This is a genomic window from Paenibacillus sp. FSL R5-0923 (assembly GCF_038009145.1).
Lineage (GTDB): Bacteria > Bacillota > Bacilli > Paenibacillales > Paenibacillaceae > Paenibacillus_AQ.
This window is the reverse complement of sequence record NZ_JBBPAT010000002.1, coordinates 1,018,564-1,030,865: the sequence shown is the minus strand read 5'-3', so window position 1 is coordinate 1,030,865 and position 12,302 is coordinate 1,018,564. Positions and strand designations below refer to the sequence as shown.

The following is a 12,302-nucleotide window of genomic DNA, read 5'->3' as shown; positions in this document are numbered from 1 at the left end:
AATGAATCTATTCTTTATCAATCGGTTTGTTTATCCCGTCTTCATAATAATCAAAAACGAGCTGCCGCTGCGTTCCTCTTACCCCGTAAAATACGTCGGAGATCCGTTTCCCCTTCCGTCTTAATTCGCTCTCCAGCCATTCTTTGGTCAGTCCATTATTCTCAAGATTCTCTTCAATGAGGACGCCATCCATAATTAACTCAACGGGAAAGCTCTGAGGGACGGAAAGAAGCTTCAAATCTTTTCGAGTAACATATTGATATTCTTGTTTCTTTAAGACGGATACCATTCCGTTATCTTCTAATACGGCATACTCTACTACCTCTAGATTAAAAATTTCTTTTTCCCTCAGTGCCTGATCCAAGGAGTCTAGCGAATACCTTACCTTTTTCATATTCCCTTCAAGAATTTTCCCGTTTTCAATAAGTACCGTAGGTGATCCTGAGATCCAGCTTCTCATTCTACGACTCTTTATAGCGATGATAGATAGTAGAAAAGACGTAGCAGTGATAACAATGAGCGCCACGATCATATATGACGACTTCAGGTCTTTATTAAAAGCCAGGTTTGCCGCAAGCGATCCTAATATAATGCCTGTCACGAAATCATGAAACGTCAAATTAGAAATCGTTGTTTTACCCAATATCTTAGCTATCACTAGCAGCATGATCATAGCGACCACAGTACGAAGCACAACATCCATATGCGCCTGCATCTCTAATGCTCCTTTCTATTCAATCCCCTATTATTCACAAACCAAGGTGAAATGAAACGTCATTACAATTGGTTTAATTTTAAGAGGTCATCCGGAGACTTCTATAAACGTCAAAAGGGCTCTGGAATGGTTCTACTGAACCGTCCCAAAGCCCTAGCTACGAATGCTTATTTTTCAGTCTTGATTGCAAGCAGATTGTGCAGAATCATTGCGCTTTCAGCTCGAGTTGCTGAGCCTCCCGGGTCGAATTGCCTGTCACTTCGACCCGGGATAAGTCCAAGGGCTTGAGATTGACCGAACTATAATTGACTGCAGCTTTCGATTCTCCATTGACATACGCATCTTCAGAAACATACAGCTTCGTCTGGTTCCGAATCGGAAGGCTCGGTGCAGTACCATCCCAATCATTACCGCCATGTGACCGTACAGTTCATCTATCGACGGGATCATTTCAAGACAAGCGCGTTCCATAAATTTATCGAATTATTGCAGCAAAAACCCTGAAGACTCGTATGATGAGTTTCTTCAGGCTTTTTTACATGGCACCGTTATGATCACCTGTGCGCCGCCTTCGACACGGTTTCCTGCTTCGATATGCCCTCCGTGCTTTGTAATGAGCAACTGTGCTGTATACAATCCAAGCCCGGAATGACCTTTGTCTAGAGATCTAGACGGATCCCCCGTGTAGAATTTATCGAACATCCGCCGCAAATCAAGAGCGCTGAACCCCTTCCCCGTATCCTTCATGTCAAAGGTAATCTGCGTCTCCTCTACGATGACCGTCCACTCGATCCTTCCCTCCACTGGCGTAAATCGCAGGCTATTGGTAATCACGTTATCGAATACTTGCTCCAACCGTGATGTATCCACAAGAAACTGCTGTTCTTGGTCGCATCGCCTATTCACATAAGAGAAGTCAAAAGCAATCCACTTCTCACGGCATAACAATGCGTATTCATCTTTTTTCCGCTCACAGAAGGCGAGTAGATCCGCTCTCGTATACTGGAGGACAAAATCAGGCGTGTCGATTTTATTCATGAACAGCAATTCCGTCAGCATTTTATCCGCACGCTGCGTACTGTTCTGAATGGTTAACAAGTACTTCTCCAGCCGTTCGGGACGGCGTGCACCGCTCTCGATTAAATTGTCTACATGACCTTGAATGATCGTCAGCGGCGTCCGCAAATCATGGGCAATCGCAGAGATCATGTCGCGTCTCTCCTGCTCCAGCTTCCACTCCCACTTCAAGGATTGCTCCAGCGCGATCCGCATCTCTTCGAAAGCATCGGAGAGCTCGATCAGCTCCTTCGACCCACCTGCTCCTGCGACGGAGAAATTCAGGTCATTCTGCTGGATTCGTCTAGCTCCCCCGATGATCCGTGCGATCGACGGTTCGAGCCGTTTACCCAATTTTCTCGCGAAAATAAAAGAGAACAAGACGATGAAGAAGAACGGTGCGATCAAACTGCACAAAATAAGCATAACGAGCAGCCCGTTTCCAGGGTTGTTGGAGGATACACTTAAACTGTATCGTAGCACCAGCATCCCCTTTAAATTTTTCTGCGAATCCAGGATCGGGTGGTAATTGATATATTTCCCGCCCTGTTTCTCGCTACGGTTCAGCTTGCTTAGCACATCCTCCGGGCTGTTGACGAAAGTCTGCCCCTTCCAGCCGTAGACGATTTGCCCCTTCAGATTCACGATTTGATACTGCATGCCTTTCGTCAGAATAACATGTTCCAACGCATTCTGCTTTGAAGGAGATAATAAGGCGTCTTTTTGCTGATCTACATAACCTAGAATCTGGGGAATTTGCTGCTCATAATAGTTGGCTGGTAGAATGCTCTTGTCCGTTTGATTAATCAAAACATAAAGCGTACTGCCCCAAACCAGCATCGAGCCGATGAAGCTATAGAAAAGAACGAGTGTAAATGCGCCCATAAACTGTCTGCGCAGCGGTTTTCGACTTGCCTTTACTTCCTTTCGAATCTGTACCCTACCCCCCATACCGTTGTAACAAAGGTCTTCTCCGGTGCTGCGCACGCCAGCTTCGCCCGGATATTTTTGATATGTTCGGTAATTGTGGCTGCTTCTCCCTCCGCATCGAATCCCCAGATCTTCTCATAGATTTGTTCCCGCGAGAATACTTGATTCGGATGCATGAAGAGAAGCCGGAACAATTCGAACTCCCGGCTGGTCAGCGGAATCGGAAGGTTCTGGTAGAATACCTGATGGCTGTCCAGATCCATCGTGAGATCACCATGGTGCAGCAGCTTCGGTTGATGATCAAGATGGCTCCGCTGCTCCCGACGAAGATGCGCTCTTATTCTCGCCTTCAATTCTTGCATGCTAAAAGGCTTCACGATATAGTCATCGCCACCGACGGCGAGTCCTTGGATCCGATCCGCTTCATTGGAGCGCGCGCTTAAGAACAGAATCGGACACGAGACCCGGTCACGTATCGCTTGGCATACTTCGAGCCCATCGAGATGCGGCATCATAATATCCAGGATGATTAAGTCGGGCGTCTCTCCCAGTCGATCGAACACTTCCTTGCCGTCATAAGCCACTGATACCTCATACCCATCATCCTGAAGCGCATCGCGCATAAATCCGACGATTTCTCGCTCATCATCGGCGATTAATATCTTTTCTCTCATCTCTTGAATTTCCTTTCGCGTCTATCAATCTAGCAGCTTTATCCCCTCATTGTACCTTCTTCTGCGCCAAAAATCCCCTGCAGCGGCACACACGGTGTTCACGACAGGGGAACAATTAAATTTTCAGGTATAACCGAGTTAGAGCTTCGTTGTCGGTTCTTTGACTTTATCGAAGACGATGATCCCGTCATATTGCTCTTTTGGAATGAATCGCATCGACATCGGCATAATGATCTCGGACGTCATGCCATCCTCGGCTGCATAGATCGGTTTGAACATCCAAGCATTATTTTTGTTCGGAGACTTGTGCTTGGATAGATCCGCAAACGCAATCTTATAACCGCTCTGCATCATCAGTTGTTCCAGACTCCCCTTCGGCATCGGCTGAATATCGAAGATCTTCTGTGTCGTAATCGTGCTCGCCTTACCGCTGTTCATGTACAGACCCAACACGTAGACCTTATCCTTTAGCTTCTTATGTAGCAATTCTCCCATACTTGTAAAGCTGTTAATCCATTTCCCTTGTTCTTTCGTTTCGATTTTGGACGTATTCTTCGCCAGATGATCGTTATGCGCCCATAAAATCACTTTCTTGCCGGGATACATCACCTTCATTAACCACTCCACATTGTCAGCCATGATTCGATCACGGAATTCATAGCTTTCCTTCGTATCGTACATCCCCATCTCGATGAATTTGACCCGATCCTCCAACGTCTTGACAGCGATATCCACCATCCGCGGGTTCGCAGGGTAGGCGGCTGCAAGTTGTTCTTTGTTCTCTTGGATGAATTGGATCAACGCCTTGTATTTCGGTTCGTACGCATTCTTCACCTTCTTGATTTCTGCTTTCGCCTCCGGATGACTATCGTCCATGCCATATTGGTTGAGCACCTTATAGAAATCCGTCATCGCTTGCATTTCGAAGTTGAAATAATTCTCGCCGTGATCCTTGTCTACCTTGGCAATCCAACCGGCAATAAATTGCGTTAAGTACCCTGATGTGAACTGCATGTCATAACCTGCTAGATATAAGGGATCGTTCGTCCCTTGCTTCTTCTTGATGTAATCGAATAAATTCAGAGTCTCCTTGGAATGCCAGATGGGAAAAATTGAACGTTCCATCATTTGTTGCGATGTCCATGTTCCTGCATGATCATACGTCATGAAGGAATCCCCAAGGCCCGACTCAAATGCAATCACGTCAAAATCCAGCTCTTCGTGTAAATATTTGATCAACCTTGTCTTCATGCTGCTGTATTCTGCGACACGGTGAAAGTTCTCGCCAAGGCTAATGACCGTCTTATCTTTCAAGATCGGCTTCAGAAACGCTAAATCTTTATAGTCCGATGACGTCAAAGATTTAATCTCTTGAATATTCTCCTTCGACCCCGTAATTTTCTGCGCGGTCGCCGAGGCGCTCACTGGCGATAGTAATAGTGAAAATGCTAGGCCCAGGGAAATGATACCTGTTAATCGTTTCGTTGCTTGCATGTTGAATGTTCTCCTCCTTCGAAATCTGTTATTACGTCGTTCTCTTACCATGCAGAGACATCGTAACAGGAACTTCTAAGGAATCTATAAAGATAAAAGAATAAATCCTCAATTCGCGTGCCAGACCCGCTTCTTCACGAATCTCACTGCCATATTTAAGACGAGCATGATCATCCCGATGTTGATCGCATAATCCGCTAAATTGAGAATGCCTCTCCCCGATCGAGACATGATAAAATCCGTGACCTGCCCGAACACCAGTCGATCAATCCCGTTGCCAACCGCACCGCCGATCAAGAAACCAGCGATCATATCCGCCAATCGGCCTTTCCAGGCACCCATGCTGCGATAATAGAACACACCGATGACGAACAAGATGGCGATCACCCCGAATAACCACGCATAACCTTGGAATAAACTGAAAGCCATCCCGCTATTCTCATAATGTGTAATCTCCCATCGTCCGAAGAACAAGCTATCTCCGATATCCAGGTTCATCCGAATCCAAATTTTCGAGACCTGATCGATCAAGATCACGACCATCGCGATCATACAAAACCACATAGCGACACCCACTTTCTTCTCAGCCTATGAACAACCATGTAACTCCCTTGTGCTCATCATACTACAAAACCATGTGGCATCGAAAAATAAAGGCACGCCCGAAGGAGTGCCTTTCAGGTATCCTTATATTGACTGCTCGTCTTCATTTTTTTGTAAAATAATGAAAGAAAACGCAGGTTTCTTGTGTCTAATGGCTGAGAGGATAGGGGAATGATTTCTATGACGGCAACGCTAAAAATGTCTACAAGTTATCTTCCTGCACAAAATTCAGCACGGCATCATCGACGGCCGAAGTTCTTCCCAGATCAGGGCAATTTACAAGCTCAATTTCGCAAGTCTCCGCACAGCCGTGCAGTTCCAAAAGAACCAGTTCATTACGACCTTTGCGCAGCAATGGACCGGGGATATATAGGGCCCTTTGCGGTCCTGCGTTCCAGTAGCGGCCCAGATTAAATCCGTTGATCCAGGCAACCCCTTTATTCCATCCATCGAACCGTAGAAAAGTATCGCCAATTTTCTCCGCCTCAAAGCAGCCCCGGTAGAATCCGGGCAAACCCGAAAGTGCCGCAGCTTCTTGCTTCTCCACCGTCTGCTCCTTGTACTCAAGTGAAGCCAGCGTTCCCGGTTCTAACGGAAGTGTACGGATCGTCCAGTTATATTGCAGCTGGTTATCGATTCGAACCCCGTCCAGAATTCCTTTCGGATCACGAATGAGCGGCCCATAATTAATCCGACCCATATTCTCGACGAGAATATCCAGCTGCGCTCCTCCGGCAGGAATGGAAAGTTCAAGTGGCTGCGGATTCCAGCGTTCAATGACCCCAAGTACCTGTCCATCCAGGAAAACCTGCGCCCGATCACGCACACCTTCGATGTAAAGCTTCTGCCTGGACCGTGGTCCCTGCACATAAGTGCTGTACAATATAAAACCATAGGATTGTCCCAGCTTTTCCATCGGCTGCACACACACACTGTTCACCGGCTCGGATAACTTCTCCAAATTGGAAGCTGTGAATAGTTCCGCTCTTTCCATCAAGGCAACTTTCCCATAGGAGATCTTCGGAATCGGCTCAGGGAGCGGACAAGTCGGTGCAAATCCATGTTTGCCCAGTACCGACCGAACAGCTTCAAATTTCGCCGTCGTATCTCCCCATTCCGTGAGCGGGGCATCATAATCATAGCTTGTAGTCGTCGGCTCGTAGGCGACGATATGATTCGCCCCATTATAGAAGCCAAAATTGGTCCCGCCGTGGAACATGTACATATTGAGTGAGGAGCCGTGCGTCAGGATATCATCGAGAACGCCAGCTACATCTTCGGCATCGCGTACATGATGATCCTCCATCCAATGATCGAACCAGCCGTTCCAATATTCCATCACCATCAGCGGCTCTTCAGATCGGTACTCCCGGTATTTGCGGAAGGATTCGTCTGCACAGGAGCCAAAATTAACTGTAGCATGCACATCTTCCAGTGTTCCGCCGAGCAACATTTCATCGGTTGGTCCGTCGGAGGTAAAGAGCAATACATCGACCCCTCTGCTGAGAAGTCCATTACGCATATATCTCAGGTAACTATTGTCATTGCCATAGCTGCCATATTCGTTCTCTACCTGGACGGCCAGAATCGGCCCGCCATGTGTGGACAGTAGCGGAACCAGCCGAGGAATCAGCTCATCGTAATACCGGTCCACCTTGCTTAAATAAAGAGGATCACAGCAGCGAAGCTGAAGTTCACTGTAAGCCAGCAGCCAGGCCGGCAGACCACCGAATTCCCATTCTGCACAGATGAATGGACTCGGTCTGACAATAACATGAAGCCCAAGCTCTCCGGCCAGTTCAATAAAAGAGACCACATCGGCCATGCCATCAAATACGAACTCCCCTTCCTTGGGCTCATGCATATTCCAGGCGATATAGGTCTCCACGGTATTGAATCCGCAGGCTTTCAATTTCAGTAGCCGGTCTTTCCAGTATTCAGGCACAACCCGAAAATAATGAATAGCTCCCGATACGATCCGGTAAGGCTGTCCGTCCAGCAAATAGTGTCCGTCGTTCCAAGTGAGTAGGCTCATACTCTACAACCTCCTTTTTTTACATCTATTCTAACGATTCCCCGCTGTGAAAGACGGCAAGCCGTCTGATCTTGGGGCTTGCAGTAGTTAAGAGCACCCGCAGTCGTATTTTTTCTGTGCAAATCGGAGGGAAGGCGTCGATTTTCTTATGGCCAATCGCGCTGCCACGTTTCAACTCCATCCACGCTCCGTCACTGAATGCTTCCAGTACATATTCGCTCACTCTCTCGCCATAAGCGATGTCTTCCATTATCTCAGCGTGGTCAATCACAGTAGCTGCAGCAGGCAATTCCAGCTCAATAAGATCTCCAGTGCCTGCCGTTACGGCTAGTGCCTTGCCGAATCTACGCCCTATTTCCTTGCCAAATTCCAGCAGTCGCTGCACATCGGCCTCCGGAAGCAGCCCGCGGTTGTCAGGGGCCACATTGAGCAGCAAAGTCGCCCCATGTCCGACCGAACGATAATAAATATCCATTAGCTGCTCCAGAGACAGCAGCAGATGCTCTTCCTGAGGATGCCAGAACCAGCGGTCTTTACGGATGGGCACATCACATTCCGCAGGCACCCAGCTCGGTGTTCCGGGAAGCCAGTTCAATGAAGCTTCACTGAACATGCTACCCCGAGCGGAATCCGCAGTGTTCCAGCATGGATAAGGAGCAAGGCCATCCTCATTGCCAACCCAGCGAATCGTTGGTGCCCCCATATTAAACACCATAGCACTTGGCTGATATTGTTTGATCAGATCCATAATTCGCCGCCAATCGTAATTACGGCCCTCAGATCCTGCACCGTCGAACCAAATCTCCGTAAGTGGGCCATAGCCCGTAAGTAGCTCCTGCAATTGCAGACAATAGAAATCATCATACGCTTGCGGATCCGCATAACATGGCTCATGTCTGTCCCATGGAGACAAATAAATGCCGAAGCCTAGTCCAAATTCACGGCAAGCCTCCTCGCACTCCTTGACAACATCGCCTCGCCCTTCTTTCCATGGGCTGGAGGCAACAGAATAAGTACTCGTTGCAGTCGGCCACAGGCAGAAGCCGTCATGATGCTTAGCGGTCAGTATAAAATAACGGAATCCAGCTTCTTTAGCTGCACTAACCCATTGGCGGGCATCCAGATGAACTGGGTTAAAGACCGTAGGTGAATCGCTACCTTCTCCCCACTCCTGATCGCAAAACGTGTTCATTCCAAAATGGCAGAACATCCCCAGCTCCAGATCCTGCCACTCCATCTGTTCCTTAGAAGGCAAAGCTACTTGCTCTTCGGACTTGTTCTTTGAAGAAATGCTTTCCATCATTTTTATACTCTCCCGTATATTTGTGTAAGCCCAATGTATAAATAAGGGCTTTGGAAAGCCGGTTGATGACCTTCCAAAGCCCCGTCCCCAACTTGGGATACCTCGCTTATTGCCTATTTACTTGATGACACCTTTTTCGTTGATAATTTTCGTTGCTTCATCAACCATCCATTGCTGCACCTTATCAATCGATTCATTTCCAAGCATGAATCTGCTGAAGCCGTCATCGATAATTTTGGTCAATTCGGAAGTTGCCGTCGTCATCACCTGCGCACCGTCAAGGAACTGAATTTCTTTATCGAAAAGTGTGTATTTGAGTGAATCCATATCATACATATCTTCTTTGCCAGCGACCAATTTAGTCAGCAAGGTCTCATTGTCAGCTTTTTTATATCCGGAGAATTCCAGTCTGTTATCACTAACAGCCGTCGACATAAATCTCATCAATTTGAAGGAAGCCTCTTTGTTCTTTGAAGTTGCGCCCATCGCCAGCATGTTGCCGCTGGTGAAGTATTTGCCTTCATAGTCTTTCGGTTCCGATCCTGCAGGAGGCACCGGTACCGGAGCAAAGGCTGTCTTGAATTCATGCGGATACTGCTCGGTGTTACCTGGATCAGCAATCGTCCAGTTGCCAGCCAAGATCATAGCAGCTTCTTCATTGAAGAATTCGGTACGATAGTTAAGCTTAGCGGCAAGAGCATCTGCATAAGATTTCGCAGATTTATCAGCAGACTCCATATCTTTACGCAGCTGGAAGAAATACTTATAAGTCGGATCCGCGAAGATTGTCGTCCCGTCATCATATACGAACGGGTCTTTCATCATCGTTTGAGCTGGAGCGTTCATGTACAATTCCCAGGTGTGGAAATATGTGCCGTAACGTTTGTCCACGCCTTCGCCTTTGGTCAGTTTTTTGGCATAGTCGCGGTAGTCATCCCATGTCCAGCCAAAAGTAGGTACAGGCAGACCCGCTTCATCCAGTGCATCTTTGTTCAGCATCACGTAGTTGCTGCTCTTCGTATATTGCAACCCATAATAGTTGTTGTCGACCTTAGCATTCACATAATATTCATCCTCAGGAACGAGGTTATCTTTCTCATAGAATTCATTCAGCGGGGCAAGTGCTCCCCGAGTTGCCCGTTCAAGCACGCCTCCCAAGCTTGGCACCTGAACAACATCAATCGCTTCGCCGGAAGAAATCAGGAAGTCGAGTTTCTTCAGCATCTCCACAGAATCACCGGGAACGAGTGTCACATGCTCTACCTTGATGCCTGGGTTCTGATCCATAAATTCCTGCAGCATAGCATCGGTACCAGCCGACTGGGCTTCATTATCCCAGTTGTAATACTTGATGGCCACTTGCTTGTCCACCTTGGTGTTCCCGGCATTCGTACTAGCTTCAGCATTCCCATTCTTTTCCGAGTTTCCGGAATTTCCACAGGCGCTTAGCGTTAAGGAAACCGCCAGCATGGAGCCCAGTACAACGGATAATCTTTTTTTGCTCTTTGTTTTCATTTTACTTCCCCCCGCACTGAATTTTAAGTATAGTGCCTTGTTCATTTCTTATTATAGGCATCCGCTTTACTGGCCAAGTGCACAATTTTGCTGTTGTAGGATCACATTTTTGACTTTTACTATCTATCGCTCACCCGCAGGTCAGCCCTTTACGCCGCCAAGGGAGATTCCGTTAATGACTTGCTTTTGCAGGGCAATGAACACGATGACGAGCGGGATGATCGCCGAAACAGCTGCCGTCATCATAATCGCATAGTTGTTCGAATAATCATCCCGGAACAGTGTCATACCGAGTGGGATAGTGTACAAATTCTTATTTAGTAAGAAGATCAGCGGATTCTGGTAATCATTCCAGGTCCAGATAAATTTGATGATCGCCACCGTAGCGAGCACCGGCTTGCAGAGCGGAATAATGATAGACCAGAATATCCGTAAATGGCCTGCACCGTCAATTCGCGCCGCTTCAATGTATTCGTCGCTGACACCAATCATAAATTGCCGCAGCAGGAACGTGAAGTAGATGGAGAACATACTCATTAAAATAATTGCAGCATGAGTATCATAAAGACCGAACCAGCGAATCAGCAGAAAGCGCGGAATCAGTGTGGCCTGGTCAGGTATAATCATGAACGACAGCAGCGCCAGAAATACCATATTTCGTCCTTTGAACTTGATTTTGGTCAAGGCGTACGCCGACATAGATGAAATGATAAGTGTAATTAAGGTTGTAATAATCGCAACTTTAAAGGAATTTAAATAGAAATGAGAAAAAGGTACTCGTCCCATCCAAACCATCTTGAAATTATACGCTACATTGATCTTCTCGGGAATCCATTGGATCGGGAAGCGCATAACATCTTTCTCATATTTAAAGGCTGCGGAAATCATCCAGATCAGAGGAATAAGAAATACAATGGACAAAGCCCCCATGATGCAGGTAGTGATCACTCTGGACATATTTTTTCTAATCAGTTGCATGTTAATCTCCCCCCTTTATTCTTCATTTCTCATTTTCCAAGTAGCTGCGGTGATCAAGCCTATGACGGCGAATAGCAGCCAGGAAATTGCAGAAGCATAGCCCATGTTGTAGTATTTGAACCCTTCCTCATAGATCCTGAACACAAGCACGGTAGAAGAATTGTTCGGGCCACCTTCGGTCAAAAACGCGATGATGTCGAACACCTTAAACGAGCCAATCAGCATGGTTATAAGTAAGAAGAACGTAGTTGGACGCAGCATCGGAACCGTGATGGCAAAGAATTTCTTCAGTGCGCTGGCTCCATCTATTTCGGCGGCTTCGTAAATTTCATCGGAAATATTCGTCAAGCCGGCCATATAGATAATAATGGTGTAACCCAGACTCGCCCAAGAACTGATAATGGCAATCGATAACAGCGAGGTCTTTGGATCCACCAGCCATTTTGGAGGACTGGAAATTCCAAGCTCCATCAAGAACTGATTGATCGGTCCAAGGGATGGATGGAACAATGCGCTCCATACTGCGGCAATTGCAATAATCGAAGAAATATAAGGGATAAAGAAGGCAACTTTGAAATAATTTTTAAGAAATACACTATTTTGAATCAATGCCGCCAGCACCAAAGCAATCGCAATCGGTATCGGCACGGTCATAATCATATAAATAGCATTGTTCTTCAAAGCTTGAATGATGCTCGGATCATGGAACATTTTGATATAGTTATCCAATCCGATAAACTCGATCCCTTGAACCCCCGACAATAGATCCCATTTCGAGAAGCTTAAATAAAGTGAGAATCCAAGTGCAAATACATTAAGAAAAAGCATTCCGACAATTTCCGGAGCTAGAAACAGCCACCCGGTCAAAGCCTCTTTCCGCTGCGGAGTCCAGAACTTCCGCTTCTCCTGCAGAATTTTTGGCACAGGTTGTTTTGCAGCCTCCACGTTGTATCACCTCGACAATTTGATTTGTCATTATAGTAATATATCCGCCTCCCG

General features: G+C 46.8%; 10 protein-coding genes. All 10 read right to left on the bottom strand.

All coding sequences use genetic code 11. The annotated features are described in order from the left end of the window. Window positions 1–7: 7 nt before the first annotated feature. The 10 genes from MKX35_RS29740 to MKX35_RS29695 all read right to left on the bottom strand — a co-directional run bounded on the left by MKX35_RS29740 (window position 8) and on the right by MKX35_RS29695 (window position 12,248). Complete coding sequence (locus MKX35_RS29740) at window positions 8–715, bottom strand: DUF421 domain-containing protein (RefSeq protein WP_076300062.1); 708 nt, start codon at window positions 713–715, stop codon at window positions 8–10. A 525-nt stretch (window positions 716–1,240) separates the two neighbouring features. Then, window positions 1,241–2,722, bottom strand: coding sequence for a sensor histidine kinase (locus tag MKX35_RS29735; protein WP_341044524.1), 1,482 nt, complete (start codon window positions 2,720–2,722; stop codon window positions 1,241–1,243). Further along, window positions 2,689–3,375: a response regulator transcription factor gene (locus MKX35_RS29730; protein WP_076284294.1), complete on the bottom strand. Its 687-nt coding sequence runs from the start codon at window positions 3,373–3,375 to the stop codon at window positions 2,689–2,691. Before MKX35_RS29730 ends, MKX35_RS29735 begins: the two co-directional genes overlap by 34 nt. Before the next feature lie 138 nt (window positions 3,376–3,513). Beyond that, the gene (locus MKX35_RS29725) at window positions 3,514–4,869 is read right to left on the bottom strand and encodes an erythromycin esterase family protein (RefSeq protein ID WP_076300064.1); all 1,356 of its coding nucleotides are present in this window, start codon (window positions 4,867–4,869) and stop codon (window positions 3,514–3,516) included. A gap of 108 nt (window positions 4,870–4,977) precedes the next feature. Continuing rightward, window positions 4,978–5,421 (bottom strand): signal peptidase II, encoded by a 444-nt coding sequence (lspA, locus tag MKX35_RS29720; RefSeq protein WP_256716350.1) that lies wholly within the window; start codon window positions 5,419–5,421, stop codon window positions 4,978–4,980. A gap of 253 nt (window positions 5,422–5,674) precedes the next feature. Beyond that, a complete protein-coding gene (locus tag MKX35_RS29715) occupies window positions 5,675–7,507 on the bottom strand; it encodes a glycoside hydrolase family 35 protein (protein WP_076300066.1) in 1,833 nt (610 codons plus the stop codon). A gap of 25 nt (window positions 7,508–7,532) precedes the next feature. After that, window positions 7,533–8,810 (bottom strand): alpha-L-fucosidase, encoded by a 1,278-nt coding sequence (locus MKX35_RS29710; protein ID WP_256716351.1) that lies wholly within the window; start codon window positions 8,808–8,810, stop codon window positions 7,533–7,535. A gap of 117 nt (window positions 8,811–8,927) precedes the next feature. After that, a complete protein-coding gene (locus MKX35_RS29705; protein WP_076300067.1) occupies window positions 8,928–10,325 on the bottom strand; it encodes an ABC transporter substrate-binding protein in 1,398 nt (465 codons plus the stop codon). 141 nt (window positions 10,326–10,466) lie between these two features. Then, window positions 10,467–11,303 carry a carbohydrate ABC transporter permease gene (locus MKX35_RS29700; RefSeq protein WP_042186014.1) on the bottom strand — a complete coding sequence of 279 codons (837 nt, stop codon included), beginning with the start codon at window positions 11,301–11,303 and terminating at the stop codon, window positions 10,467–10,469. A gap of 15 nt (window positions 11,304–11,318) precedes the next feature. After that, complete coding sequence (locus tag MKX35_RS29695) at window positions 11,319–12,248, bottom strand: carbohydrate ABC transporter permease (RefSeq protein WP_042125419.1); 930 nt, start codon at window positions 12,246–12,248, stop codon at window positions 11,319–11,321. Window positions 12,249–12,302 lie beyond the last annotated feature (54 nt).

Excerpts from the sequence above, each read along its gene's own strand:
- lspA (WP_256716350.1), bottom strand. The coding sequence starts at position 5,421 with ATGATCGCGATGGTCGTGATCTTGATCGATCAGGTCTCGAAAATTTGG.
- MKX35_RS29715 (WP_076300066.1), bottom strand. The coding sequence starts at position 7,507 with ATGAGCCTACTCACTTGGAACGACGGACACTATTTGCTGGACGGACAG.
- MKX35_RS29725 (WP_076300064.1), bottom strand. The coding sequence starts at position 4,869 with ATGCAAGCAACGAAACGATTAACAGGTATCATTTCCCTGGGCCTAGCA.
- MKX35_RS29730 (WP_076284294.1), bottom strand. The coding sequence starts at position 3,375 with ATGAGAGAAAAGATATTAATCGCCGATGATGAGCGAGAAATCGTCGGA.
- MKX35_RS29740 (WP_076300062.1), bottom strand. The coding sequence starts at position 715 with ATGCAGGCGCATATGGATGTTGTGCTTCGTACTGTGGTCGCTATGATC.
- MKX35_RS29735 (WP_341044524.1), bottom strand. The coding sequence starts at position 2,722 with ATGGGGGGTAGGGTACAGATTCGAAAGGAAGTAAAGGCAAGTCGAAAA.
- MKX35_RS29705 (WP_076300067.1), bottom strand. The coding sequence starts at position 10,325 with ATGAAAACAAAGAGCAAAAAAAGATTATCCGTTGTACTGGGCTCCATG.
- MKX35_RS29710 (WP_256716351.1), bottom strand. The coding sequence starts at position 8,810 with ATGATGGAAAGCATTTCTTCAAAGAACAAGTCCGAAGAGCAAGTAGCT.
- MKX35_RS29700 (WP_042186014.1), bottom strand. The coding sequence starts at position 11,303 with ATGCAACTGATTAGAAAAAATATGTCCAGAGTGATCACTACCTGCATC.